Annotated in this window: 21 protein-coding genes and 1 pseudogene; 9 read left to right on the plus strand and 13 right to left on the minus strand. The window is 70.8% G+C overall.

Annotated features, from left to right (window positions below):
- Positions 1-51: 51 nt before the first annotated feature.
- The gene (locus ACFYRX_RS31015; RefSeq protein WP_389106709.1) at positions 52-2,547 is read left to right on the plus strand and encodes a tetratricopeptide repeat protein; all 2,496 of its coding nucleotides are present in this window, start codon (positions 52-54) and stop codon (positions 2,545-2,547) included.
- A gap of 29 nt (positions 2,548-2,576) precedes the next feature.
- Here the strand turns inward: ACFYRX_RS31015 and ACFYRX_RS31020 are convergent, their stop codons facing one another.
- Positions 2,577-2,948 carry a winged helix-turn-helix transcriptional regulator gene (locus ACFYRX_RS31020; protein ID WP_389106711.1) on the minus strand — a complete coding sequence of 124 codons (372 nt, stop codon included), beginning with the start codon at positions 2,946-2,948 and terminating at the stop codon, positions 2,577-2,579.
- Positions 2,949-3,047: 99 nt separating this feature from the next.
- On the opposite strand from ACFYRX_RS31020, the gene ACFYRX_RS31025 reads away from it, so the two are divergent.
- Together ACFYRX_RS31025 and ACFYRX_RS31030 are read left to right on the plus strand one after the other, a co-directional pair.
- Positions 3,048-3,872, plus strand: coding sequence for an NAD(P)H-binding protein (locus tag ACFYRX_RS31025; RefSeq protein WP_389106938.1), 825 nt, complete (start codon positions 3,048-3,050; stop codon positions 3,870-3,872).
- A 97-nt stretch (positions 3,873-3,969) separates the two neighbouring features.
- Positions 3,970-5,088 carry an ADP-ribosylglycohydrolase family protein gene (locus tag ACFYRX_RS31030; RefSeq protein ID WP_389106714.1) on the plus strand — a complete coding sequence of 373 codons (1,119 nt, stop codon included), beginning with the start codon at positions 3,970-3,972 and terminating at the stop codon, positions 5,086-5,088.
- A gap of 48 nt (positions 5,089-5,136) precedes the next feature.
- Here the strand turns inward: ACFYRX_RS31030 and ACFYRX_RS31035 are convergent, their stop codons facing one another.
- Both ACFYRX_RS31035 and ACFYRX_RS31040 read right to left on the minus strand, forming a co-directional pair.
- A complete protein-coding gene (locus ACFYRX_RS31035) occupies positions 5,137-6,717 on the minus strand; it encodes a sodium:solute symporter family protein (protein ID WP_389106717.1) in 1,581 nt (526 codons plus the stop codon).
- Between the two features lie 125 nt (positions 6,718-6,842).
- A complete protein-coding gene (locus ACFYRX_RS31040; protein ID WP_389106720.1) occupies positions 6,843-7,631 on the minus strand; it encodes an SDR family oxidoreductase in 789 nt (262 codons plus the stop codon).
- 79 nt (positions 7,632-7,710) lie between these two features.
- Here ACFYRX_RS31040 and ACFYRX_RS31045 point away from each other — a divergent pair, with 79 nt between their 5' ends.
- Positions 7,711-8,538 (plus strand): hypothetical protein, encoded by an 828-nt coding sequence (locus ACFYRX_RS31045; protein WP_389106723.1) that lies wholly within the window; start codon positions 7,711-7,713, stop codon positions 8,536-8,538.
- 46 nt (positions 8,539-8,584) lie between these two features.
- Here the strand turns inward: ACFYRX_RS31045 and ACFYRX_RS31050 are convergent, their stop codons facing one another.
- Both ACFYRX_RS31050 and ACFYRX_RS31055 read right to left on the minus strand, forming a co-directional pair.
- The gene (locus ACFYRX_RS31050; RefSeq protein WP_389106726.1) at positions 8,585-10,435 is read right to left on the minus strand and encodes an MFS transporter; all 1,851 of its coding nucleotides are present in this window, start codon (positions 10,433-10,435) and stop codon (positions 8,585-8,587) included.
- A gap of 153 nt (positions 10,436-10,588) precedes the next feature.
- Positions 10,589-12,946 carry a D-alanyl-D-alanine carboxypeptidase gene (locus ACFYRX_RS31055; RefSeq protein WP_389106728.1) on the minus strand — a complete coding sequence of 786 codons (2,358 nt, stop codon included), beginning with the start codon at positions 12,944-12,946 and terminating at the stop codon, positions 10,589-10,591.
- A 249-nt stretch (positions 12,947-13,195) separates the two neighbouring features.
- On the opposite strand from ACFYRX_RS31055, the gene ACFYRX_RS31060 reads away from it, so the two are divergent.
- From ACFYRX_RS31060 to ACFYRX_RS31070, 3 genes are all read left to right on the plus strand, one after another.
- Positions 13,196-13,954: a GPP34 family phosphoprotein gene (locus ACFYRX_RS31060; RefSeq protein WP_389106730.1), complete on the plus strand. Its 759-nt coding sequence runs from the start codon at positions 13,196-13,198 to the stop codon at positions 13,952-13,954.
- Between the two features lie 331 nt (positions 13,955-14,285).
- Complete coding sequence (locus ACFYRX_RS31065) at positions 14,286-15,155, plus strand: helix-turn-helix domain-containing protein (RefSeq protein WP_389106733.1); 870 nt, start codon at positions 14,286-14,288, stop codon at positions 15,153-15,155.
- A gap of 190 nt (positions 15,156-15,345) precedes the next feature.
- Complete coding sequence (locus ACFYRX_RS31070) at positions 15,346-15,537, plus strand: DUF397 domain-containing protein (RefSeq protein WP_389106735.1); 192 nt, start codon at positions 15,346-15,348, stop codon at positions 15,535-15,537.
- Positions 15,538-15,687: 150 nt separating this feature from the next.
- On the opposite strand, the gene ACFYRX_RS31075 is transcribed toward ACFYRX_RS31070, so the two are convergent.
- From ACFYRX_RS31075 to ACFYRX_RS31085, 3 genes are all read right to left on the minus strand, one after another.
- Positions 15,688-16,557 carry a MerR family transcriptional regulator gene (locus ACFYRX_RS31075; protein ID WP_389106737.1) on the minus strand — a complete coding sequence of 290 codons (870 nt, stop codon included), beginning with the start codon at positions 16,555-16,557 and terminating at the stop codon, positions 15,688-15,690.
- A 66-nt stretch (positions 16,558-16,623) separates the two neighbouring features.
- Positions 16,624-17,127, minus strand: coding sequence for a glutathione peroxidase (locus tag ACFYRX_RS31080; RefSeq protein WP_389106739.1), 504 nt, complete (start codon positions 17,125-17,127; stop codon positions 16,624-16,626).
- A gap of 19 nt (positions 17,128-17,146) precedes the next feature.
- Positions 17,147-18,160, minus strand: a complete 1,014-nt coding sequence (locus tag ACFYRX_RS31085) for a winged helix-turn-helix domain-containing protein (protein ID WP_389106742.1) — start codon at positions 18,158-18,160, stop codon at positions 17,147-17,149.
- A gap of 83 nt (positions 18,161-18,243) precedes the next feature.
- On the opposite strand from ACFYRX_RS31085, the gene ACFYRX_RS31090 reads away from it, so the two are divergent.
- Positions 18,244-19,482, plus strand: a complete 1,239-nt coding sequence (locus tag ACFYRX_RS31090; RefSeq protein WP_389106744.1) for an MFS transporter — start codon at positions 18,244-18,246, stop codon at positions 19,480-19,482.
- On the opposite strand, the gene ACFYRX_RS31095 is transcribed toward ACFYRX_RS31090, so the two are convergent.
- The 4 genes from ACFYRX_RS31095 to ACFYRX_RS31110 form a co-directional block, all read right to left on the minus strand.
- Positions 19,378-19,617, minus strand: a complete 240-nt coding sequence (locus ACFYRX_RS31095) for a DUF397 domain-containing protein (protein ID WP_389106747.1) — start codon at positions 19,615-19,617, stop codon at positions 19,378-19,380. The genes ACFYRX_RS31090 and ACFYRX_RS31095 overlap by 105 nt on opposite strands.
- Positions 19,614-20,447 (minus strand): Scr1 family TA system antitoxin-like transcriptional regulator, encoded by an 834-nt coding sequence (locus tag ACFYRX_RS31100; protein WP_389106749.1) that lies wholly within the window; start codon positions 20,445-20,447, stop codon positions 19,614-19,616. The genes ACFYRX_RS31095 and ACFYRX_RS31100 overlap by 4 nt, the downstream gene beginning before the upstream one ends.
- Before the next feature lie 93 nt (positions 20,448-20,540).
- Positions 20,541-21,689: a DUF2235 domain-containing protein gene (locus tag ACFYRX_RS31105; RefSeq protein WP_389106752.1), complete on the minus strand. Its 1,149-nt coding sequence runs from the start codon at positions 21,687-21,689 to the stop codon at positions 20,541-20,543.
- A gap of 110 nt (positions 21,690-21,799) precedes the next feature.
- Positions 21,800-22,819 (minus strand): N-acetylmuramoyl-L-alanine amidase, encoded by a 1,020-nt coding sequence (locus ACFYRX_RS31110; protein WP_389106755.1) that lies wholly within the window; start codon positions 22,817-22,819, stop codon positions 21,800-21,802.
- Between the two features lie 147 nt (positions 22,820-22,966).
- On the opposite strand from ACFYRX_RS31110, the pseudogene ACFYRX_RS31115 reads away from it, so the two are divergent.
- Positions 22,967-23,089: pseudogene (locus ACFYRX_RS31115) on the plus strand (SAM-dependent methyltransferase); the annotation flags it as partial.
- A 21-nt stretch (positions 23,090-23,110) separates the two neighbouring features.
- On the opposite strand, the gene ACFYRX_RS31120 reads toward ACFYRX_RS31115, so the two are convergent.
- A complete protein-coding gene (locus ACFYRX_RS31120) occupies positions 23,111-25,999 on the minus strand; it encodes a BTAD domain-containing putative transcriptional regulator (protein WP_389106756.1) in 2,889 nt (962 codons plus the stop codon).
- Positions 26,000-26,075 lie beyond the last annotated feature (76 nt).

Genomic DNA, 26,075 nt, shown 5'->3' on the forward strand with positions numbered 1-26,075 from the left:
TGCACGAGAATGGTCGGCGTTCGGCCAGGGTGAAGTGAAGGGTGGACCGGGATGGCGCAGGCGCGACCGTCGATGCAGGAGCTGGTCCGGCGGCGCATGCGGGCCGGGTTCGTGGGGCGGGGTGCGGAACGGGCCGCGTTCCGCACGAACTTCGACCTGCCGCCGGAGGACGAGCGGCACCGCTTCCTCTTCCATGTGCACGGCAACGCCGGGGTCGGGAAGACGTTCCTGGTGCGGGAGCTCGACCAAATAGCCCGCGAAAAAGGGGCGTTGACGGCCTACGTCGACGAGAGCGTCGGCAGCGTGTCGGAGGCCATGGCTGCGATAAGCCACCAACTCGGCCTTCAGGGCCGCCGTTTCAAGGAACTGGACCGGCTCCTCACCGCCCATCGGGAACGCCGGCACGAGGCGGAGGCGGCTGCCGTCGCCGCCCTCGAAACGGAGCCTGAGGGGCCGTCGGCGGGCAGCATGATCGCGGCGCGGGCGGGGCTGGCCGGGCTGGGGCTGGTACCGGGGGTGGGAGCGGTCGCGGGAGTCCTGGACGCGGCTCAACTGGCCCAGGCGGCGGACAGGTTGCGGGCCGCGCTCAGTGCGCGCCTCCGCAGCCAGGACGACGTTCAGCTGGTCATGTATCCGGAGCGGGTGCTCACCCCCGTGCTGCTGAACGAACTCACCGACGCGGCGGCCACGGCACCCTGGATCGTCCTGTTCTTCGACACGTACGAGCGCACCGGACCGTTCCTCGACGAGTGGCTGCACGAGGTGATGACCGGTGACCGGCACGGCACCCTTCCCGCGACCGTCATCGTGGTCACGGCAGGGCAGCGCCCCTTTGGCACCGCCCGCTGGGGAGCCTTCGCCGACTTCATGACGGACGTACCGCTCGGGCCGTTCACGGAGGCCGAGGCCCGAGGGCTGCTGGCGGGCAAGGGAGTCGTCTCCGAGCCCGTCGTCGAGGAGGTCCTGCGCCTCACGGGCGGCCTGCCGGTGCTGGTCTCCACGCTCGCCGAGCAGCGCCCCGCCGACCCCGACGACATCGGCGACCCCAGCGCCACGGCCGTGGAACGCTTCCTGAAGTGGGAGCAGGATCCCGTACGGCGATCCGCGGCCCTCGCCTGTGCCCTGCCCCGCCACCTCGACATGGACGTGTTCCGGGAGGCCGTGGAGTGCCCGGACCACGAGGCCGACGCGCTCTTCGGCTGGCTGCGGGCGCTGCCGTTCGTGGTCGACCGCGGCGACCGGCTCCGCTACCACGACCTGGTGCGGGAGGCGATGTTGCGGATGCTGCGGGGGCGGTCCCCGCGCGGATGGGTCCGCCAACACCTGGGCCTGGCCCGGACGTTCGGAGAGTGGCGGACGGAGTCCGAAGCCGGGCGTGCGGAGCGGGAGTTGTGGGCGGACGAGAGGTGGCGGGAGCTGCGGCTCGCCGAGTCCTACCACCTGCTGTGCGCCCAGGCGCGTACCGGACTGCCCATGGTGCTGAGGGACTTCGTGGACGCCTGCGACACCGACGACGTCACCGCGGCACGATGGGCGCGGACCCTGTGGGAGGCCGGCCGGGACGGCGACACGGAGACGGTGTCCCGATGGGGGAGCGACCTGTCCCGGGCGCTCACCGAAGGCGGCGTGACCGCGGCGCTCGCCCGGCTGCTGACCGGCGCGGGCCTCGACGAACCGGCCCAGGCACACGCCCGAGTGGTCCGGGGCAGCGCGCTACGACGCGTCGGTGCGCTTGCGGAGGCACTGCACGAGTACGACCGGGCCGTGGCGGTGGACGCCGGGCTCGCGCGCGCCTACCGGGGCCGCGCCTACGTCCGGGGTGAACTCGGCGACTACGAAGCGGCGGTGGCCGACCTCGACCGGGCCCTCGCGCTGGAGCCGGACAGTGCCCCCGCGCACTCGGTGCGCGGTGAGTACCACAGGGCGCTCGGCCACGGCGACGAAGCGCTCCGGGACCTGGACCGGGGGATCGAACTGGACCCGGCCCACCACTTCGCCTGGGCCTCCCGGGGGGCCGTCCACCTGGCCCGGGGTCAACTCGACGCTGCCCGGGCGGACTTGGACCGGTCGCTGGACCTCAACCCCGACTACGTCTGGGCCCTGGTCCGCCGCGCCCGCGTATGGCGCGGCCTCGGCGACCCCGCCCGCCAACTGGCCGACCTGGACCGGGCCGTGACCCTCCAGCCCGACCTGCCCTGGGGCCGCTGCGAACGCGGCGACGCGCTCCGGAACGCCGGCCGCGTCGAGGAGTCCCTCCGCGACTACGACCACGTACTCGCCCTCGCCCCCGACTACGCCTCGGCCCACGCGAGCCGAGGCGCCGCCCTCGCCGACCTGGGCCGCCACGAGGAGGCCCTCACGGCCCTGAACCACGCCCTGGCCCTGAACCCCACCTACACCTGGGCCCTGTGCCGCCGAGCCGAGACCCACCTGGCCCGCGGCGCCCTCGACCTGGCCCTCGCCGACGCGGCCCGGGCATGCGAGCTGAGCCCGAACGACGAGCGGGCGCGCGCGGTGCGGGACCTGGTGCGGGGTGCCGCCGGATAAGTGGCATCACCTGGTACCGCAGCCCCGCGTCAGCCCGACCCGTCCCCGTCCCTCGCGTCATAAGCCCGCCGGGCCTCTTCGACCCTCTCCAGGTTCGGGGACCAGTGCGCCAGCGTCGCGAACAACGGGGCCAGGCTGCGGCCGAGTTCGGTGATCTCGTACTCGACCCGGGGCGGGACCTCCGCGTGGTACGTGCGGTGGACCAGGCCGTCGCGTTCGAGTTGGCGCAGGCGTTGGGTGAGGACCTTCGGGGTGATCGTGCCGATCCGGCGCTGCAGTTCCACGAAGCGCTGGCGGCCGTACTCGTGGAGGGCCCACAGGACCGGGGTCGTCCAGCGGCTGAAGACGATGTCGACCACGGGGGCGATCGGGCAGGCGTTCTGGGGTGTGGTCTCGGTCACATCGGTGCCCTTCGTCCATTACTTTCCTCTAGGTACCTACTGACTTTCCGATAGTAGCGTCGCCGTGTGTCCACAGAAACCTCCGGATCGGGGAACAGAATGATCGTGGTGACCGGTGCTACGGGTAACGTCGGGCAGCCGCTGGTGAGGGCGCTCCTCGCGGCGGGGGAGCAGGTGACGGCCGTCACCCGGCGGAGTCCCGACGAACAACCGGCGGGGGTACGGCATCATCAGGCCGACCTCGTCGAACCACTGACCCTCAAGCCCGCCCTCGACGGGGCCGAAGCCCTCTTTCTCCTGACCTCCGGCGACTTCGTGGCCGCCGGCGGCGACCTCGGGCAGGTTCTCGACGTCGTGCGCGCCGGGGGCGTGAGGCGGGTTGTCCTGCTGTCCTCGCACGGGGTCAGCACCGGCGAGCACCCCTCCCAACTGGAGGACGCGGTACGGCAGTCGGGGCTCGAGTGGACCATGCTGCGGCCCGGCGGCTTCCACTCCAACACCCTCCAGTGGGCCGGCGCGGTGCGCGCCGGGCGGACGGTGGCCGCGCCGTTCGGGGATGTCGCGCTGCCGACCGTGGATCCGGACGACATCGCCCAGGTCGCCGCCGTCGTCCTGCGGGATGCCTCCCACGCCGGGCGGGTCTACGAGCTGACCGGGCCCGCCCCGGTTTCTCCCCGGCAGCAGGCCGCCGCCATCGGGGCCGCGCTGGGCGAACCCGTGCGGTTCCTCGAGCAGAGCCGGGCCGAGGCCAGGGCGGAGATGGTGCGGTTCATGCCGGAGCCGATCGCGGACGCCACCCTCGACCTCCTCGGCGACCCGTCGGACGGTCTGCGGCGCGTCAGCCCGGACGTGGAGCGGGTCCTCGGGCGGCCGCCCCGCGCCTTCGCCGAGTGGGCGGCCCGCAACGCCGGCGCCTTTCGGTAGAAGCGGCGCATACCCACACGCCCCCTGAACCTCCCCCTGCCCGTCGATTACAGTGCAGGGCGTCGTACATACGGACGGTCGCCACGGGGAGGTCAGAGTGGGTGCGACAACCGGGGCCGTCGTCTGGGGGCGGGCCGAGCAACAGGACTTCCGCAGCCGGGTGCGCGGGACGCTCCTCGGGGTGGCCGTGGGCGACGCGCTGGGCGCGCCGATCGACGGGCTCGGGCTGGACGAGATACGCGAGGCGTACGGCGCCGAGGGGCTCGTCGACCTCGGGTTCGGGTACGGCAGACGCGGCGCCGTCAGTCATCTCACCCAGCTCACCCTCTTCAGCGTGGACGGGCTGATACGGGCCCAGGTGCGACGGGACACCGGCGCCTGGCATCCGCCCACCGACCTGCACAAGGCGTATCTGCGGTGGGCCGCCACACAGCGCGACTGGGGGCCCGACGAACGCCGGAAGGACGACGGGTGGCTGGCCCGGGAGGAGTGGCTGTACGCCCGCCGCGACCCGACCAGGTCCCTGCTCCTCGGGTTCGGCGACGACACCATGGGCACCCTGGAGTCGCCCAAGAACCCCGCCGAGCTCGGCCCCGAGGCCACGGCCCGGTCCGCGCCCTTCGGGCTGCTCGTCGGATGGGAGCCGCAGCTCGTCGTACAGCTGGCCGTGGAGTGCGCCGCGCAGACCCACGGGCACCCCGTCGCCTATCTGTCGGCGGGCGCGTACGCCGTGATCGTGCACGCCCTGTCCCTCGGGGACAGCCTGGACGGGGCGGTGCAGCGGGCGCTCGCGCTGCTCGCCGCGCGGCCCGGGCACGAGCCCGTGTCGGACGCGCTCCAGCACGCGCTGGGTGCCGTACGGCAGGGGATGCCCACCCCGGCGCGGGTGGAGGAACTGGCGGCCGACGGTTCGGCGGACGGGCTGCTGTCCGCCGCCGTGTACTGCGCGCTGGTCGGGGAGGACGTACGGCACGGCCTGTGCCTCGCCGTGAACCACGACGGGCCCTCGGCCGCCGCGGGCGCCCTCACCGGCGGTCTCCTCGGGGCCCTGCACGGCGAGACGGCCCTCCCGCCGGCCTGGCTGGCCGAGCTGGAGGGCCGTCCCACTCTGCTGGAACTCGCCGACGACTTCGCGATGGAGATGACCCAGGGACCCGCGCTGCACGGTCCGGTGGGAGCGTCCCCGGGATGGCTCGCGAGGTATCCGAGGGCCTGAGTCGAGGGCCTGAGCCGAGGACCTGAGTCGAGGGTCTGCGTCGAGGGCCTAGTCCTTCACGCCCGAGCCGATCACGTCGTCCACACCGTCCGCCGGAGTCGGGATCGGCGCGGCTGCCGTCCCCTCTCCGTCCCCGTCCGTGTTGATCTTCTCGATGATCGCGAGCCGTTCCGGGGTGTCCTCGGGCTTGATGAAGCCGATCAGGATGTAGAGGACGAGGGAGACGGCCAGCGGGATCGAGACCTGGTACTGGAGCGGGACCCCGCCCTTGACGTTCCAGCTGATCGGGTAGTTGACCAGCCAGAAGGCGAGCAGGCCCATCGACCAGCTGGTGAGCGCGGCCGTGGGGCCGGACCTGCGGAACGGGCGGAGCAGGCCGAGCATCATCGGGATGGCCATCGGGCCCATCAGCCCGGCCACCCACCTGATGACCACCGTGATGATGTCCTTGAAGGTGGGGGAGTTGACCTGGGTGGCCGCGGCCATCGACAGGCCGAGGAAGGCCACCGTCGTGATGCGGGCGACCCGCAGTCCCTGCCCCTGGCTCCAGCTGCGCGCCCTGCGCCAGATCACCGGTGCGCAGTCCCGGGTGAAGACGGCCGCGATCGCGTTGGCGTCGGAGGAGCACATGGCCATGGTGTGCGAGAAGAAGCCGACGATGACGAGGCCCAACAGGCCGTGCGGCAGCAGCTGTTCGGTCATCAGGCCGTAGGAGTCGGAGCCGTCCGGCTTCTGCGACTGGACCAGCAGCGGCGACATCCACATGGGGAAGAACAGGACGACCGGCCACACCAGCCACAGGACCGCGGAGAGGCGTGCCGAGCGTTCGGCCTGGTGCGCGTTGGCCGTGGCCATGTAGCGCTGGGCCTGGTTGAGCATGCCGCCGTTGTACTCGAAGAGCTTGATGAAGAGGAAGGCGAGCAGGAAGACCGTTCCGTACGGCCCGACCAGTGGCTCACCGTGGCCCTGGAGCTCCGGCTCGTCCCAGGCGCCGAAGAAGCCGATGCCCTTGTCGTTGAGCTTCATGACCACGGCGATGAACATCGCGATCCCGGCGAGGAGTTGGATGACGAACTGGCCCAACTCCGTGAGCGCGTCGGCCCACAGGCCACCGATCGTGCAGTAGACGGCCGTGATGCCGCCGGTGATGAGGATGCCCTGGTTGAGCGAGATGCCGGTGAACACCGACAACAGGGTCGCGATCGCCGCCCACTTGGCGCCCACGTCCACGATCTTCAGAAGCATGCCGGACCAGGCCAGGGCCTGCTGGGTCTTCAGGTCGTAGCGGTTCTTCAGGTATTCGAGCGGGGAGGCCACGTGGAGCCGTGAGCGCAGCCGGTTGATGCGCGGTGCGAAGAGTTTCGAGCCGATGGCGACGCCGAGGGCGATGGGGAAGGACCACGTCACGAAGGACGTCACGCCGTAGGTGTAGGCGATGCCCGCGTACCCGGTGAACATCACCGCGCTGTAGCCCGACATGTGGTGCGAGATGCCGGACAGCCACCACGGCATCTTGCCGCCGGCGGTGAAGAAGTCGCTGACGTCGTCGACGCGCTTGTGCGACCAGACGCCGATCGCGACCATCACGCCGAAATAGCCGATGAGCACGGCCCAGTCGAGACCGTTCATATGCGCCCTCCCAGGGATCAGCCAGCGCTCATCGTGGGCGCCACCGCGTGGACACGACAAGCTGACGTCGAGTCAAGGGGAGGTAAAGATATTCGAGATGATGGCCTTGGTTCACCTATATGAACTCACCGCATCAGCTCCCCGGCGTTGACCAGCAACGACTGTCCGGTGATCGCCCGGGCCCGGTCCGAGGCCAGGAACACCGTCGCGTCCGCCACGTCCCCGTCGGTCGCGAGGTCGGGCAGCGCCATCCGTTCGGTGAGCCGCTTCAGCACCTCGTCCTCCGGCACGCCCTCCGTGTGCGCGGTGAACTGCACGTACGCCCGCACCGGCGGCCCCCACATCCAGCCCGGCAGCACGGTGTTGACCCGGATCCGGTACGGCCCGAGCTCCCGCGCGAGCGAGTACATCGCGCTGGTCAGCGCCCCCTTCGAGGCGGCGTACGCGGCCTGCCGCACCTGCGAGGGGGCGGCGACGGCCGACTGCGTTCCGACGAACACCACCGAACCGCCGCCCGCCGCCTTCAGCCCCGCAAGACAGGCCCGGGTCATCCGCAGCGATCCCAGCAGGTTCACGTCGATGACCGACTGCCAGGTCGTGAAGTCCGCGTCTTCCAAGCCGCCGAAGTAGCTGTCCCACGCGGCCACATGGACGACCCCGTCCAGCCGCCCGAACCGCTCCACCGCCAACTCCGCGAGCGCCGCGCACTGTTGCTCGTCGGTGATGTCGGTCGACCGGTACGCCGTGTGTGCCCCGTCCGGATCGATCTCGGCGGCACTCTTGGCGAGGTTTGCCTCGGTCCGGGCACCGAGCACCGCGTTCCCGCCGTCCCGTACGACGGCGGCGGCGACCTGATGCCCGAGCCCGGCGCCGACTCCCGACACCATGACGGTCTTTCCGGAGAGCAGTGACATACCGGCGGCCTCCCTGACTCTGGCGCATTATCTGACGGGGCGTCAGAGTATGGGCGAGGCGCCTAGGAAGGGGAAGGGCATGTCCGAGGAGACCCACAGCGAGACGTACGCCGAACTGGCCGCCGCAGGACCCTACGGAGTGCGCCCCGGCCACGCGCTGATCACCATGGTCGAACCGCACCCGGGCCACGAGTACGCCTACAACCGCTGGTACGAGGACGATCACTACTACGCGGGCGCGATGGCCATGCCCTGGATGTACGCCGGTCGCCGCTGGGTGGCCACCCGTGACCTCCAACTCCTGCGCGGCCCCGAGAAGTCGGCGGTCGCGCAGCCCACCACCTCCGGCTGCTACCTCTCCACGTACTGGGTCACCGACGGCCGCTACGACGACCACATGAAGTGGACGGTGGCCATCAACAAGCGCCTCAACCGCGACGGCCGCGTCTACCGCGACCGCACCCACGTCTTCACGGCGTTCCAGGAGCACGAGGCCACGGTCTACCGGGACGGCGCGGCGGGCCCGAGGGACTTCCACGCCCTGGACCACCCATACACGGGCCTGGTGCTGGAGGTGATCGACGCTGAATCACCCGAAAAGCGGGGGGAGTTGCTGGAGTGGCTGGTCTCGCGGCACCTCCCGAAGCGGCTGGTCGGCTCCCCGGCGGCGATGGTGACCGTCTTCAGCCCCACCCCTCTCCCCGGCGACCGGATGACCTACGTGAAGCAGGTCGAGGGCGTCGACACCCGCCTCACCCTCCTGTGGTTCCTGGAGGCGGATCCGAGGGAGTGCTGGGAGCAGAACTTCACGAACCCGGAGGAACCACCGACGGGCCGGGTGGAGCTGCTGGCGCCTTTCATTCCGACGATCCCGGGCACGGACAAGTACGTGGACCAGCTGCGCTGACCGCCTTCAAGGGCGCGACCAGCCCCACGCACCCGCAGTCGACCGACTACTTCAACTCATCCGGACAAGGCGTCCCACGCGGCACCGTGTACGGCGCCGCCAACCGGTACGTCCCCGCCTTGGGCGCGAGCAGCATCGTCCACTTGTCGCCGTCCGCGTCCTCCGGCGTCTCCATCAGGCACCCGTTGACGTTGGCGAAGGCCTTCGGCTCCCCGTCCTCCCGGTTCTTCGACGCCTCGGTCTCCTGCGGAGCCTTCAGCTTCTTGCCCTCCGCGTCGACGATCGACAGCCACGGCGAGTACGGGATCCGGATGAGGATGCGCCCGGCCTTTTTCACCCGCATGGTCATCTCGCCCTGCGCGGCCCGGTCGACGACCGTGTTCGGCGAGGCGAGCGGCGCCGGGTCGGTCACCTGGAACAGCTGCCAGTTCGCGTCGCCCCAGATCTGCTTCAGATACGGCATCCCGCGCTGGACCAGCTCCCGCTCCCGCTCACCCCCGTCCCCGTCGGGCTCGTCCTTCGGCACGACCACGAAGTGCACGGCCCAACGCTGCAGCCACTCGTGGTAGTTCGCGGAGTTCAGGGTGTCGTCGTAGAAGAGCGGGTTGCGCTCCATGTCGGCCTGCCGGTTCCAGCCCCGGGCGAGGTTGACGTACGGCGCGAGCGCGGACGCCTCACGGTGGGAGGCGGCCGGCACGACCTCGACGCGGCCCTTCTCGGCGCCGACCTCCTGGAGTTCGTTGACCAGGGGGGCCAGCTCGCGGGCCCAGGACGCCGTGGGGGTCGTGTGGACGACGTCGTCGACGGACTTGAAGCCGACCCAGGTGGCGAAGCCGAGGAAGGAGACGACGACGGCGTACCACTTGCGGGAGCGCGGCACCGTGAACGGCAGCGCGGCCACCAGGGCCACCCCCGCGAACAGCATCGGCAGCCGCGAGATGTTGGAGCCGATCTGGGAGCTCACCAGCCAGACCAGGACGACCGAGAGGCTGTACACCCCGGCCGTGAGCCGCACCGTCGTCCACTCGCGCGGCGAGAGGAAGTACACGAGGAGGCCGTACGCCAGCGGCAGCAGCACCGAGGCGATCTTCATCGGCTGGGTGCCGGAGAAGGGGAAGAGCCAGGCGGACAGGGCCACGACGGCGGTGGGCGCGATACCCAGCGCCCAGGCGCCGGGACGCCGTTTCTGCAGGAAGAGGGCGACCGCCACCAGGCCCACGAACAGGCCGGCGACCGGCGACGCCATGGTTGCGAGGGCGGCGAGCGGGGCCGCGCAGGCCGCCTTGGCCCAGCGTTTGTAGCGCAGCCGGTGCGGCCAGCAGAAGACGACGGCGACCGCGCCGAGCGCGAACATGGTGCCGAGCCCGAAGGTCACCCGCCCCGACGCCGCGTTGCACAGGAACGCGTACACACCCGCCAGCGAGGCCCACAGCGGGTTCCGCACCGACCGGCTGCGGATGAGGACCAGCGTCAGCAGCCCGGCCGAGACGGTCCCGGCCAGCATCATCGTCGTACGGACGCCGAGGACCGACATCAGATACGGCGAGACGATGCTGTACGACACCGGGTGCATGCCGCCGTACCAGGCCAGGTTGTATGCGGAGTCCGGGTGCCGGCCGACGAACTCGGCCCACGCGTCCTGCGCCGCGAGGTCTCCGCCGCTGTTCGCGAACGTGAAGAACCAGACGATGTGGAGGATGCCGGAGAGCACGGTGAGGGAGAGCACCGGATGGCGCAGCAGGCGCTCGCGCAGCGCGAGGAGCGCGGCCCTGGCCCGCTCCCTGCCCCGGAGGGGCCCGCCGTCCCCGGTGTCAGGTTCCGAGGGCACGCGTATTCGCGGGCCGGTACCCGGCCCGGGGTCGGTGTCGTCGGCGCGTGTCGGCTCCGCAGTGGCCACCTGAAGGCACTCCCCGTGGTGTCCCGTCTTCATGTCCCGGCCGCGTCCCAGCGGCGACCTGCCCCGGTTCGTGACGCTAGCACGCGGCCCGCCGGCCGGAACCCTGGCGGGGTCCGGCCGACGGGCCGCATGGTGCGTCCGTCCCGTTTCCGGTCAGCCGACGCGGGTCAGCTTGTCGGTGAAGCCCGGTTCGGCCAGATCCTTCTGCAGGGTGACCGGGACCTCGACCGCGCCGCCGGCGCCGTCACCGACGGTGAGGGCGCCGACCTTGGTGCCGGCCTTCGCGGTGTGCGGTACCTCGTCGGCGGCGAAGGACAGCTTCACCTTCAGGCCGGACCAGCCGACCGCGGTGACGTCCTTGGTGAGCACGACGGGGGTGTGGCCGCCGAGACCGTCGTCCACGTACCCGACGGCGTCGCCCTTCTTGAGGATCTTCGCGGACTCCAGCGCGCCCTGCGCCGCCAGGACGAGTTGTTTGCCCGCGTACAGGGCGCCCGCGAGGATCGTGTTGTCCTCACCGCCCGCGGGCTGCCGCACCACGGCGCCGACGATCCGGTGGGTCTCGCCGTTCACGTCCTTCTTCGCCGCGAAGACGAGGTTGCCGAGGGCGGAGGTGGTGGTGCCGGTCTTGATGCCGACGACGTTGTTGTAGCCCACCAGGCGGTTGTAGTTGTTGTGCTTGTTGCCCTTGTAGTCGTAGTACGACATCACGGCTGCGACCTCGCGGAAGGCGGGCAGCTCCATCGCCTGCTTGGCCAGCTTCACCTGATCCACGGCCGTGCTCACCGTCGTGTTGTTCAGGCCCGACGGGTCGGTGTACGTCGTGTTGGTCATGCCGAGGTCCTTGGCGGTGGCGTTCATCTTGGCGACGAACGCCTTCTCGGACCCGGAGTCCCAGCGGGCGAGCAGTCGCGCGACGTTGTTCGCGGACGCGATCAGGATGTCCGTGAGTGCCTCGCGCTGGGTGATGCTGTCGCCCGCGGTCACGGGGACGGTGGACTCGTCCTTGGCCGTGACCTGGTCCTGGGCCAGCTGGTCGATCTTGATCTTCGGGCCGTCGGCGCCGCTCTTGAGCGGGTGGTCGCGCAGGATGATGTACGCGGTCATCACCTTCGCGACGCTGGCGATCGGCACGGGCTTCTGGCCACCGGACGAGCCGAACGTTCCGACGCCCTGCACGTCCAGTGCGGCCTGTCCCTCGGCGGGCCAGGGGATGTCCACCTTGGCGCCCTCGAAGGTGTACGTCTGCTCGGCGGTGAGCCGGAGTTCGGGGGCGGGCAGTTCGCGCAGGTTCTGCACGACCGCGAACACGATCACCAGCAGCAGGACGAGGGGCGTCCAGATCTTGACCCTGCGTGCGACGGTGCGAAGGGGGCTGGGCGGGGGCGGCGGGGTGTTGGTCAGCTCGGCCAGCAGGTCGAGCGGGGGCTTCGGCGGCAGCGGTTGCTGTGTGGTCCGCTCGGGACCGACCTGGGGGACGGCGGCGGTCACGTCCGCCTTCGGCCGGGGTTCGTCCAGCGGCTTCAGCGCGACGAACTTGCTCGTCCGCTCGGCCTCGACCTCCGGCTTGGCCTCCGGCTCGGCCTTGGGCTCGGGCGCCTCCGCCTTGCCGATTTTCAGCATGGTGGTGGGCTGGTCCACGGGGGGCCGGGGGGCCTTGAAGACGGCGGTCGGCTGATCGACGGGCGACTGATCGTCGTCGGTCGCGTCGGCCTTGTCGGCGGGGTCGTCGGTTTTCTGCGGCTGGGTGGGGGCTGGTTGCGCAGTTCCCCGCGCCCCTGGGGAGTCCGGCTTGTCGGTGTCGGCAGGGACCGCGTCTTCTGCGTCCTTGTCGGCGGGGTCGTCGGTTTTCTGCGGCTGGGTGGGGGCTGGTTGCGCAGTTCCCCGCGCCCCTGGGGAGTCCGGCTCGTCGGTGTCGGCAGGGACCGCGTCTTCCACGGCCGTGTCGGCGGGGTCCGCGTCCGGCTCGCTGTCCGTCTCCGCGTCCGTCTCCGGCTCGCTGTCCGTCTCCGCGTCCGTCTCCGGCTCGGTGTCCGTCTCCGCGTCCGCGTCCGTGTCCGGCTCGTCGTCGGGCTCCGCGTCGGGCTCCGCCTCCGCGTCCGGCTTCGGTGTCGAGGGCTTGTTCTCCTCGGGGGTGTCTCCCGTCGAGACCCACGCCGCCACCGCGGCACGGAGGCGGGCGTCGCGCTCGCCGGGGTCCTCCGGGGTGTCGGAGGGCTCAGGGGCCTCCTCCGGGGCCGGAGCGCCGCTTTCGGGGCTCCCCGCGCCCGAACCCCCCGCTCCTGCCTCTGCGGGGCCCTCGGAGGCCTCCTCGGGGGCCTTCGGGAGTTCTCGTACCGAGAAGATCCTCGTGGCGGTGTCGACACCCGCGAGGGAGACGGACTCCCGTGCCACCGCGAGCCGGGGGTCGGGTGTCGCACTCCTCGCCTCGGGAACCGGACTCCCGCTCCCCGACGTCGGTTCCCCCGACGACTCGCGCTGCTTCGACCTGTCGGGGGACTCGCCCGCCACCGATGCCTCCTCATGTGCCGCACGTGATCGGTATCCGTCACCGTGCGAACGCCGAACCGTTGAATCGCCGCCCGGGCAACCGCCACACCACGCTGTCCGAACCATGTACCAGTGTCCTGTGTGTGGGGCTGTCCCAAGCGGTAGACGAGAACGACATACCTACTGGTTCCACTACAAACAGGTCACGCACCCTCGACAGACCAATGTGAGAGGGGTCACCCTGTCTTTCATCCACGCGGGGAGGCATGGATGGGCAGGAGCCGCAGAACGCTTCCGGAGGAGCTTCTACTGCTGGCGTTGGACCCGACCACGGGTACCACCGCACAGCCGCAGTCGCTCGACCTCGGACTGGCCGGCGCACAGCTAGTAGAGCTGGCGCTGGCCGGACGGATAGCCCCAGACGGGGATCGTATAGCCGTGGTAGCCCCACGGCCGACCGGAGATCCGACTTTGGACTGCGCGTTGGAGTTGCTGCGAAGGCGTGGCGCTCCCGTGCGGGCAGTGAACTGGATAGGCGGGCCACGACTGGGGCTCCGTCAGACCTACCTCTCGCATCTGGAGCGGTGCGGCATGGTGCATGCCGTGGCGGGCCAGATGTGCGGAGTGCTGCCGACGACTCGCTACCAGGCGACGGACAACGAGATCAGCAGGGAGATCAAGTCCCGGCTGGACTCGGCGATCCGCACCGGCGTACCGCCGGATCCGCGGACCGCGGCGCTCGCCGCCCTGGCACACGCGGTCGGCCTCGGCAAGCACCTGTATCCGGGCAACGAGGGACGATCCTCGCGCTCCCGGCTGCGGGACCTCATCAGGCACGACCCGATGGGCGGTCTCGTCGCGCACGCGGTGATGGACGTCCAGAACGGCGTGGCGGCACAGCCGCGCCGAAGCCCGGCACCCGCCGGCCGTCAGGCCGGACCGGGAGCCGCAAGGCCCGCACCGGAACCCGCTCGCGGCGTTCCGATGCAGCCGCGCCGAGGACCGATGGCGCGCGCCGTGGCTCACTGAGCCGCAGTCCCACGGCACGCACCGTCGACAGCACGACCCGAACGACCCGCACCACTCAGCGCCGCACCGCCAGTCCCCCAAGACCGGTCCGGGAGCCGCTGGTCCGCGCGGGGCGACGGAACCGTACGCCCGTCCGTACATCGGACGTCGTCGGGTTCCGGCGCCCCGCGCGGCCGCATGTCCGGGCCCTGCCCGCCAAGTTGCCCTCGACCGACGTGCACGCAGCGCATATACGCGGTTTCCCAGCGGTAATAAGCACCTTGGTGGCAGTCTGCTCAACAGCAGATACGCAAAGTCAAGAACGAGGCACGCAGCCGGAGGTGCACGTCCCGTGGCGTCCAATGTCAATCCCACCGTCAGGCGGCGCCGGCTGGGCCAGGAGCTGCGCAGGCTCCGTGAGCTCAAGGGCATGACGGCCGAGGAGGTCGCCGAACGCCTGCTGGTGTCGCAGTCGAAGATCAGCCGGCTGGAGAACGGCCGGCGCAGCATCAGCCAGCGTGACGTCCGTGACCTGTGCGGGGTCTACGAGGTCGAGGACCAGCGCGTCGTCGAGTCCCTGATGCAGATGGCCAAGGACTCGCGGCAGCAGGGCTGGTGGCACGCGTTCGGGGACATCCCGTACAGCGTCTACATCGGTCTGGAGACCGACGCCGAGTCGCTGCGGGTGTACGAACCCCAGATCATCACCGGCCTGTTGCAGACCCGGCCGTACGCCGAGGCCATCGTCCGCGGTGGCGCACCCGAGGCGACCGAGACGGAGAACGACAAGCGCGTCGAGGTCCGGCTGCGCCGGCAGAGCAGGGTCGCCGCGGAACGGGATCCGCTGCGGCTGTGGGTGGTTCTGGACGAGGCGTCCCTGCGCCGGGTCGTCGGCGGGCGGCAGATCATGCGCGAGCAGCTGGAGTACCTCGTCGAGATGTCCCAGCAGCCCCATATCACCGTGCAGGTGCTGCCGTTCGACGTCGGTGCGCACCCCGGGCTCAGCGGCCAGTACTCCATCCTGGAGTTCTCGGACGCGGCGGACTCCAGCGTCGTCTACATCGAGGGCGTCACCAGCGACCTGTACCTGGAGAAGGCGCACGACGTGCAGAAGTACACCGTGATGTACGAGCACTTGAGGGCACAGGCGCTCAACGTCGACGCGTCGCGCCAGCTGATCGAGGACATCGCCAAGGAATACGCACGGGAGTACGCCCGTTGAGCCTCTTCCCGACAGGGCGGGCCGGATAGTACACCCCGGCCACGTCCGTCTGGAAGAGTCCTTTGGAATATGCCGCCATACGAGTGAATGGCTGCTCCGAAAGATGAGGCCGGCGAGTAGCGTCGATCACGCCAACGATCAGTAAAGGTTGGCGGAATCCGAACACTGCGCATCTGGCTACGGAGCGAATATGGCAATTCGTCTGGGCGACCTGGACACATGGACGACCTCCACCTACACCAACGCCAACGGGGCGTGCCTGATGGTGAGGTCGACCGAAGAAGCGGCACTGGAACTCGGCGACACCAAGATCCCGGAGGGACCGAAGCTGGCCTTCCCCGCCGAGGCGTGGAGTGCCTTCGTGTCCTCGGTCAAGGTGTGAGGGGCGGATCCGTCTGATCCCCGTCCCGTTCACCCACAACCGCACACCACAACTGCTCGCGACAACTGCACAAGCACCACCGCGGAGCCCTCTCGACCAGATCGCCGTCCTTGCCGAGGGGGCTCGGCCATTGCCCGCAACGCCCCGGTCTCACCTCACCGGAAACGCCACGTCGCACACCGGGTCGTCCGGCCCCGCGGCCTCCCAGTCCGCGAAGTACACCTCCCGGCACGGCCCCGCCTGGGTGAGCCCGTGAGCCGCGATCCACTCCTCCACCGCCTCGAACGCGGCGATGATCTGCGGATGCGCCACCTGCGCCTTGGAGATCCGGGTGTACGCCAGCCGCCGCGCGGGCTCCACCCGCACCGCCGTCTCCCAGGTACGCCCCTGCCGCCCGGCCCACTCCCGCGCCGCCGCCTCGTCCGCGACCGGCACACAGGACTCCGCGGGGCCGTCGCTCTCCATCGACACCTCGGAGTGGTAGACGACGTACGGCGGCGCCGAGACCCCTCCGCACTCCGGGGCCGCCCGCTCGAGCCGCTCCAGGGAGGCGCCGATCCAGGCGGGCAACTCGTCGGCCAGCGTGTGCCGGGTCTCGGTGATCACCACCCGCTCGGGCACGTCCACCGTCTCGACCACGAACTTCCCGTACATCTCGGAGCTCCTCCCCGACAGCCGTCCACGGAGGTACTCGGCGAGTGTCCGCTGCCGGGCCAGCCGTGCCTCCACGTCCGCCCAGTACGCGGCGAGCAGCTCGGCGCCCTCGGCGCCGCCCGCCTCCACGACCTCGGCGATCCGCGCGAGCGGCATGTCGAGTTGGCGCAACAGGGCCACGAGCCGGGCCTGTTCGACCTGCCCGGCACGGTAGTGGCGGTATCCGCTGACCTCGTCGACGTACGCCGGAGCGAGCAGTCCGAGCCGGTCGTACAGCCGTAGCGCCTTGGCGGAGAGCCGGCAGCGCGCGGCGAACGCGCCGATCGTCAGCAGCTCTTCCTCGCCCACCCCGGCATCCTCCGTCACCGGACGGCTCTTCCGCCCGGTGACGAGGACACTCGACCCTGCCCCAGGGGCAAGGTCAACCAGGGCTCAGGCGAGCGCGCTCTCCACCGCGGTGACGACGGTGTCCGACTCCGGCTCGGTCTGCGGTGAGAACCGGGCCACGACGGTCCCGTCCCGGCCGATGAGGAACTTCTCGAAGTTCCAGCGGATGTCCCCGCTGTGACCCTCGGCGTCCGCGACATCGACGAGCCGCTCGTACAGCGCGTGCCGGCCCTCGCCGTTCACCTCGACCTTCTCGGTCAGCGGGAAGGTCACGCCGTACGTCGCCGAGCAGAACTCGGCGATCTCCTCGGCGCTGCCGGGCTCCTGCCCGAGGAACTGGTTGCAGGGCACGCCGAGCACGGTGAAGCCCCGCTCGGCGTACCGCTCCTGGAGCTTCTCCAGGCCGTTGTACTGCGGGGTCAGCCCGCACTTGGAGGCGACGTTGACGATGAGGACGGCCTTGCCCGCGTACTGGGCGAGGTCCGCGGAACCGCCGGTGAGGGCGTCGATCTCGACGTCGAGGGGAGAGGAACTGGCATCTGTGGTCATGAGCGGATGCTAACTCCGCTCAGCGAACTCCCGGTTCCGGCTCCCGTTCACCGGCACCGCCCCCCGAGGCCTCCACCAGCACCTCCCCGGCCGCCGTCCGCACGTACAGCACCGACTTCCCCGTCCGCCGCCGCTCCACCATCCCGGCGTTCAGGAGCACCCGCAGATGCCGCCCCACGGACCCGAGGCCCTGTCCGGTCACGGCGACCAGCTGGGTCGTGGTCATCGGGGTACCGAGCAGCACCAGCAGTCCGGCCCGCGCGGCCCCGACGAGCGCGCCGAGCCCGGACGGGACGGCCCGCCGGTCGTGGTCCTCGGCGAGGACGCCCGTGCAGGGGTACATGATGGCGTACCGCTCCCGCCCCTCCCAGGACACCCACCCCGCCCTCTGCACCGTCACCGGCACGAACAGCAGCTCGGCCCCGGAGGTGATCTCCCGCGGCGGATTCTGCTGGAGGTTCACCTGGAGCCGGTTCTCCCCCAGCCACCGGGTCCTGCCCGGCCGCAGCGAGTCGAGTACGGCGACCCAGCCGCCCCGGCTCACCTGAGCGAGCCGCGCGACCACGTCGGCCTCCAGGACGCGCCGCCGACGGTCCCAGTACGGCCGTACGGCGTCCTCCCAGACGTGGGAGAGGACCGCGGCCGCCCGCTCGGGCAGGTCGTCGCGCTCCTCCAGGGCGGCGGGGAGGGGGCCGCCGAAGGAGCGGCGGAGATCGGCCCGGGCCTCGTCGGGCGGGGTCGCCCGGACCCGGGCCAGCGACTCCTCGAAGCTCTCCCCGTCGTACGGCGTGGGGGTGAGGAAGTCGGCGATCCAGCCCTGGCCGAGCCCGCCGCGGACGAGCGGGGCGGTCAACGGGTCGGCCGCGAGGAGCGCCCGGTAACCGGGCAGGTGGGCGCGGAGCCAGGCCGTCTCGCCCGGGTGGGCGCCGACGCCCCCTTCCAGCAGGTTCAGGCTCGCGAAGGTCTCGGCGTACGGCGAGATCACGAACCGGCTGCGCACGAGGGTGTCCGCGTCGACCAGCCACCAGCCCATGACCGTATCTCCGACATCTCCGATGTTTCGCCTGGACGCGAAACGATAACCGGCGGACGCGGTCCGCTTCGAGACTCCGAGGCATGCGCAGTTACCGAGAACTCTTCCGCACCCCGGAGTTCACCCCCTTCTTCCTCGCCTCCGCCGCCCACACCGCGGCCCAGACGATCGGCGGCCTGGCGCTGGGCACGCTGGTCTACCGGATCACGGGCTCACCGCTGCTGTCGGCGGTGAGCATGTTCGGCCCGCAGCTGGCGCAGGTGCTCGGCGCCACCATCCTCCTGTCGGGCGCCGACCGGCTGCCGCCGCGGTCGACGCTCACCGGCATCGGGCTCGCCTTCGCGGCGGGCACCGCGGTCCTCGCGCTGCCGGGGCTGCCGGTCGCGGCGGTCTTCGCCGTCCTGTTCGCACAGGGCCTGGTCGCCTCGCTCGGCGGGGGAGTGCGCTGGGGGCTGCTGAACGAGATCCTCTCCAAGGACGACTATCTGCTGGGGCGTTCGGTGTTCAACATGCTCTCCGGCCTGATGCAGATCACCGGGTTCGCGGCCGGCGGCGTCCTGCTGACGGTCGTCTCCCCGCGCACCTGCCTGCTGCTGGCGGCCGCGCTGTACGCGCTGTCGGCCCTCGGTGTCCGGCTGGGCCTCACGGCCCGCCCGCCGCGCGCCTCCGGCCGTCCCTCGCCCGCGGCGACCTGGCGCACCAACGCCCTCCTGTGGTCCTCCCGGCCCCGCCGCCTGACCTACCTGGGCCTGTGGGTCCCCAACGGCCTCGTCGTCGGCTGCGAGTCCCTCTACGTCTCCTACGACCCCTCGGCCGCCGGGGCGCTGTTCGCGTGCGGGGCGCTGGGCATGTTCGTCGGGGACGTCACGGTCGGCCGCCTGGTCCCGCCCGCGGTGCGCGCCCGCCTGGCCACTCCGCTGCTCCTGCTGCTGGCCACCCCGTACCTGCTCTTCGTCCTACGGCCGTCGGTCGCGCTGTCGGCCGTGGCCGTGATCGTCGCCTCCGTGGGCTTCGGCGCGGGCCTGGTCCAGCAGGAACGCCTGATGTCCGTGACGCCCGACGAACTCACCGGTCACGCCCTGGGGTTGCACTCCGCGGGCATGCTGACCATGCAGGGGGTCGGCGCGGCCCTCGCGGGATCGGCGGCCCAACTGACCACACCGGCAACGGCGATGACCCTGACGGCAGCCCTGTCGATCACGGTGACATTGACACTCTCAGCGCTGGGCAAGCGCGAGGAACGACGTCCAGGTGTCGGGGGTGACGGTGAGCGTCGGGCCGCTGGTGTGCTTGGAGTCGCGGATGTGGACGGTGCGGGGTGAGGTGGCGACTTCGAGGCACGCGCCGCCCTGGTCGCTGCTGTAGCTCGACTTGAACCACGTGGCGGCGACTTCGAGGCACTGGCCGCCCTGGTCACTGCTGTAGCTGGACTTGAACCACTGAAGCGCGGTGCTCATGTGTCTCCTAGCAAACGGTCCAACAGGCTCTTGGACTCCTGCGGGTTGAGAGCCTGTGACCGCAGCATCGCATACCTCCGTTCCAGATAGGACACGTCGTCCGGGTCCGCGATCAGCCAGCCTCGGCGTGGGGCCTCGACATAGGCGACGCGCTGGTGGTCGGCGGTCTCGATCACGGTGAAGGGCCCCACGAGCCCGGCGTGGAACGCCCTCCCCACCGGCATGATCTGAAGCGTGACCCCGGGCAGGTCGGCCCATTCCCGTAGCCGTCCCAACTGCTCGCCGTGCACCTGCTCACCCCCGAGGCGGTCCATCAGAGTCACCTCGGAGATGACGAAGCTGATGGTGGGAGGTTCCCGGCGCTGGAGGATCTCCTGGCGCTCCATCCGCGCCGTGACCCGCTGCTCGATCTCCTCCTCGGAGAGGGCGGGTACGTCGTTCAGGAAGACCGCGCGGGCATAGGCCGGGGTCTGGAGCAGACCCGGGAGCACCTGGTTGTCGTACCAGGAGAGCGCCAGGGCCTCCCGTTCCAGATCGATGTAGTCCTCGGCCCACCGCGGGAACAGGTCGACCTCGGGCATGTTCGCCACCGCGACCGACAACGTGCCTTTGGTGTCGAGGAGTTCGTCGAGCAGGGCCGCCAGATCCGGCTTCAGGTTCCGTCTGCCCTGCTCGATGGAGGCGATGGTCTCCTCGTCCACGGTCGCCGCGTCGGCGAGGGCGGTCTGGGTCAGTCCCGCCGCCCTCCGAAACGTGCCGACGAGACTCCCGACCAGCTTCACGGCCGACGCGTTCTTCCGGCCGCGCGCACCGCGGCTCCTGTTGCTCATGCGGGAGAACTCCCCACCGGGAGGCGTACGTTCACCCTTTGTCACCCGTACAAGAATTTTGTACGGGTTGAGCGCGAAGCTGAACTGCGGGAGTCACACCGCGGGGAGGGAGATCTGCTCGATGTGCTCCTTCCCGAGGGTTCCGTTCTCACCGACGGCCCTGATGTACGCCTCCAGACCCGGCGGGTGGTAGTCGGGATCGTGCGCGTCCTCGCGTCGGGTGAGGACCGTGTCGGCCACGTACTCGTTGCCGACGAGCCGGCCCTGCTTGTCCCTCTCCTGGCCGATGGGCCGGTTCAGGACCCGGAAGACCTTGTAGAAACCCGTTCGGGAGGGCTTCCACGGCGCCAGAGGGTCCGGCTGTACGGCGAAGTCGACGCTCAGGTCCGGCTTCATCCTGTCCGGCCCCTCCTCGCTGAGGACCCGTGGGTCGAATTCCAGGCCGTACCGGGTGGCCTGCTCGACCATCCACAGCAGGGTGATGTCGGACAGACCCGAGTTCTCCTGGCCCCCTCCGACGGAGGTGTGCACCCCCGCGAACCACACCTGCCGCAGCTCCTGCCCCTGCTCCTCGGCGCCTTCCTGCTGTTGCCACAGCGTGGGCGGGAACGCCGAGCGTTGTTCGTCGACCGCCAGGGCCTGGAAGGCGCCGTCGACCGCCTTGCTGAGCGTGGTGTCGTGGAAGGCCCAGCGGTGGTTGAACCAGTCGACGAGCGGTTTGAGCAGCCGGGGCGGCGGCACCGGGATGCCGAGTGAGCCAACCGTGTCCCAGACGCCGACGAACCGGATCCGCGTCTCGTGCGCGTACGCCCTGCGGAACAGGGTGGCGGCCGTGCTCGTCGGCTTGTCGGCCCGGCTGCGGTACAGCTCCCACGCCTCGTCCGTCCGGTAGGCCTGCTCCCGGCGCAGGATGCCGCAGTTGCGCACCAGCCCCGCGAGGCTGCGCGCGGTGAACGCTCCCCGGCTGAACCCGAACAGGTAGAGCGCGTCCCCGGGTTCGTAGGTGTCGACGAGGAAGCGGTACGCGTCGAGCACGTTCCGTGACAGGCCCAGGCCGAAGGCCCCGCCCCGGACACGTTCCCGTCGGCGCGTGCCCACGCCGCTGTGGTAGTACACCCGCTGTTCCGTACCGGCTGCGGAGCGTGGCTGTACGGACAGGGCCACCTTGGCGACGTTCGTCCTGCTGGGCTGGTCGGCGAGATTCCAGGTGCCGTCGCAGCAGACCACCAGGCTTTTGGCCATGACGTGCCTCCTCTCCCTGTGGACCTCTGGAGACCCCCCTGTAGAGGGGAGCCCGTGACCGCTCGGGAGATACAGCCAGTATCGCAAGGCACGCCACAGCCGTCGCGTTGTCAGCCCACGACCGTGAACAGTCCGGTCTTGGCGCCCAGCTGGGCCAGGGAGATCTTGCCGGGAATCCCGTTGGCGTCGTCGCCGGTGTAGCCCAGGTGGCGCTGCCACTTGGCGTAGGCGGCGATCGTCTTCGTACCGAAGGAGCCGTCGCCCGCGTAGGTCTTGGCGAGGTAGCCGAGCTCGACGAGGGCGGCCTCGGTGAGGTTCACGCCGGTCATGTAGCTGACGTGGCCCTGCTTGGCCTTGGGGTCGGTCCTCGCGGCCGTCACCAGCCGGGACACGTCGACGCGGGCCTTGCCCGCCGGGCGGGTGGTCGGCTTCGTCGACCCGGGCTTGGTCGACCCGGGCTTCGTGGACCCCGGCTTCGTGGACCCCGGCTTGGTCGTCCCCGGCTTGGTCGTCCCGGGCTTCGTCGGCTCCGACTTCCCCGGGGTGACGGCCAGCTGCTTCTTCACGTCGTCCCGGAAGTCGTCCATGTCGAAGCTCGGGTCGATCTTCCCGGGCTGGACCTCCTTGTGCCCGGCGACGGACTTCTCGCTCCAGCCGTGCGCCCGGCAGATCGCCGCCGCCCACAGCACTGCCTGCCGGTACTGGTCGTCCGGGTAGGGGTCGCCGCCCTTGCCGAGGTTCTCGATCTCCAGGCCGTACAGACAGTCGTTGCCGTCGGCCTTGGCCGCGTCGTCGTGGGGGAGCGGCTTCTCCTCGCGGATCGCGTTCAGGACATCGATGTCGGAGAGACCGGCATGGTTGGTACGGCCGTTTCCGATCATCCACAGACCGGCGGTCTTTCCGAGCCACGCGTGACACAGCGGTCCCGGCAGATCGGATCTGCCGTTGAAGCAGAGCTCTTTGTCGCCGTGTCCGCCGGTGTGGTGGATCAGCACCCCGATGACGGGACCGAAGGACTTCCCGGTCGCCGACTCGCGGTTGTGGGTCTTCCAGCCGGAGTGCTCGTGCACGGCGAGGCCTTCGGCCTTCAGCGCGGTGAGCATCTTCGCGGCGGACAGGGGTGTGGCCATGACGGTGGTTTCCTCCGGGTAATGCGTTGAATATGCGTCAAGAAATGTTCAGAGCTTGTGTGTTGACAGGCCGATGGCATTCAGGGAACGACGTGGTCGTCCCGTCTGCCGCACATGATTGCGGTAACACCGCGCCGCGCGGGGGGAATCGGAGCATTCGCAGCCGAACGGGAGAGATCTGCCGGGCCGCACACCCGGATCGACACGTGCAAGCCGCATTCCGCCCGCTTCTGGAACTGCTTTCCCGGCGGCAAGGACCACTACGAGGTCGCCCCACGCCTGAGTGGACGCCTATTGCGGAGTGGCCCGCAAGCCCTGAGCCTTACGGCGCCTCCGGGCCTCGTACACGTCGAGGACCCGCTGGAACTGACCGCGCGACTCCCGGACCGACCCCGTCGCCAGCAGGGCGTGGGCGAGGCGGGTGCGGATGTCCATCTCCAGCCAGTCGTAGGCGGGTTCGGTGACGCGGGACAGCGACCCGTGCTGCTGCAGGGCCAGTCGGTGGAGGACCAGTGCTGCTCGCGGGTCTCCCTCGCCCTGTTCCACCGTGCCCAGCCGGGTCAGGCTGCGCGCACAGAAGAAGACGTCCCCGCACTGCCCGCTCAGCTGGACCGCCTGCCGCAGGAGGTGCCGCGCCTCGCCGTGCCGGCCGAGGCGGAGGTGGGCGTCGGCGGCGAGGCTCAGCACCCGGCCGAGCACATGCTGCCGACCGCCCGCCTCGGCGTGGGTGCAGGCGGCGGCGAAGCAGGCCAGCGCCTCCTCGTCCCGTCCCGCGATCTGGTGGGCGCGGCCCTGGACGAGACGGCCCATCGCGGCGGCCCAGTCGTCGCCCAGTTGCCGGGACAGGGCCACCCCCTCGGTGGCGTGGGAGATCGCCTGCTCGGTCTCGCCCACGCTCAGGGCGACGGATCCGAGTCCGGTGAGAGCGTGGGCCTCGTCGACCCGGCGGCCGTGGTCCCGGCTGAGGCGCAGCCCCTCGGTGAACAGGGCGCGCGCCTGGTGGTACCGGTGCTGGTAGACGCTGGTGTAGGCCAGGGAGCCCCGCAGCCCGGTGGTCATGTGCTCGTCGTCGGCCTCGTCCACGCGCGCGAACGCGGTCTCCAGGGCCGTCTGGGACTCGTGGTACCGGCCCTGCCGTACGAAGTAGTCGCACAGCGCGTGGGCGATCCAGCAGGCGTGGTCGATCTCCCCGGAGGCCACGGCGTACGCGACGACGTCCGGCAGTTCGCCCCCGGCCGTGTCCAGCCAGGTCTCGGCCTCCCGCCAGTCGCCGAAGGTCCCCTCCACCGGTCGGGGCCCGGTCGGGAACGCCACCGCGCCCCAGTCACTGGCCGTCCTCGCCGCGTCCAGGAACAACCGCAGCGCCGCCCGCCGCGCGGCCACCGCCTCCTCCGGCCGGGCCTCCGCCACCCGCCGGGCATGCACCCGCACCAGGTCGTGCAGCCGGTACCGCCCCGGCCGCGGCTCCTGCACGAGACTCGTGTCCACCAGGCCCTCCAGGAGCAGCTCGGTCTCCCGCGCCGGACGCCCCAGCATCGCCGCCGGTGTCAGCACGTCGAACTCGACCGTCGGCGTCAGCCCCAGCGCCCGGAACAACCGCTGCTGCTCATCGGTGAGTTGGTCGTACGACAGACTGAACGCGGCCTCGACACTGCGGTCCCCGACGCTCAGCTCACCGAGCCGCCGCCGCTCGTCCCCGGCCATCCGGCCCACCAGGTACTCCACCGTCCAGGACTGCCGGTTCTGCAGTCGTGACCCGGCGATCCGCAGGGCCAGCGGCAGCCCGTCGCACAGCACCGCCAACTGCCGTGCGGCCTCCGGCTCCCGGTCCGCGCGCTCGGTGCCGATGAGATGGGTGAGCAGCGATACGGCGTCCCCGCTCGCCAGCGGCTCCAGCGTGACCCGTACGTCCGCGTCCAGCCCGGCCAGCCGGCGTCGGCCCGCGACGAGGACGCGGCTGCCCGCGCCGGAGGGCAGCAGGGGCCGTATCTGATCGGCGTCGAGGGCGTCGTCCACCACGATCAGCAGGCGGAGTGAGCTGGTCGCCGCCCGCCAGGCCGCGGTGAGTTCGTCGAGGTCGCTGGGCAACTCCCCCTTGGCCGCGCCGAGGGAGCGCAGCAGACGCTGCAACGCCCGTTCCGGAGACTGCCGTTGCTGGGTGCTGTGGGCGCGCAGATCGATGAACAGGCAGCCGTCCGGGTGCGCGGCGCTCAGCTCGCGGGCCGCGCGGACGACGAGTGCGGTCTTGCCGACCCCGGCCGGACCGTCCACGGTCGCGATCGACACGGCGCCGGGCGCGGCGGGTGCGGTCAGCAGCCCCAGCTCCGCCTTCCGTCCGATCAACTGCCCCGCGTCCCCCGGGAGTTCATTGAGTACGGCGATCCGTGGCCGGGCCGGTGGGCCCAGCAGGGCGGTGTCGTCCTGCCGCAGCACCGCCTCATGCACCCGGCGCAGTTCCTCGCCGGGGTCGACGCCCAGTTCGTCCCGGAGGCGTACGCGCATCTCCTGGTAGGCCTTCAGCGCCTCCGCCTGGCGTTCGCAGCCGTACAGGGAGCGGATTCTGAGGGCCAGCAGCGACTCGTCGTACAGGTCGGCCACGGACGCGTCGGCGAGGTCATCCAGCGCCTCCCGGAACCGGCCGAGAAGCACCAGGCACTCCAGCCGCTCCTGCCTCAGCGCTCGCCGTCGCTCGACCAGCCGGTCCCGTTCGGTCCGCGCGAAGGGGCCCGAAAGACCGGCGAGCGGTTCGCCTCGAAACAGGGCGAGTGCCCCGGTCAACTGCTCCTCGGCAAGGGCGAGTTGACCTGTCCCCTTGGTCCGCAGGGCCTCCTCGCCCCGCTCGGTCAGGTCCGCCGTGTCCAAGTGGACGCCGTCGACGACGAAGCGGTACCAGCCCTTGCCGCTGCGGATCACCGACTCGGTGTGCCGGGTACCGGGCGGATCGAGCGCCCTGCGCAGGGAGTTGACGTGGGTGGGCAGCACCTTGGAGGCGGGCGGCTCGGACCCCCACACCCCGTCCAGCAGCTGGTCGTGGCTGATCAGGGCCCCTTGCCTCAGCACCAGCGCGGCCAGCACGGACTGCCGGCGCACCGGCCCCAGGTCCAGGGCCTCGCCGCTCCGCCATGCCAGCACCGGACCGAGCACCGCGATCCGCAGCCGCCCCGGTAAACCGCCGTCCACCCTCAGTCCTCCGCTTCCGCACATCATCGGAACTTCATCGGCACTGCAACGCTCCCGGTCATGGTTGCAGAAGCGA

The organism is Streptomyces sp. NPDC005374 (genome assembly GCF_042872225.1).
Lineage (GTDB): Bacteria > Actinomycetota > Actinomycetes > Streptomycetales > Streptomycetaceae > Streptomyces.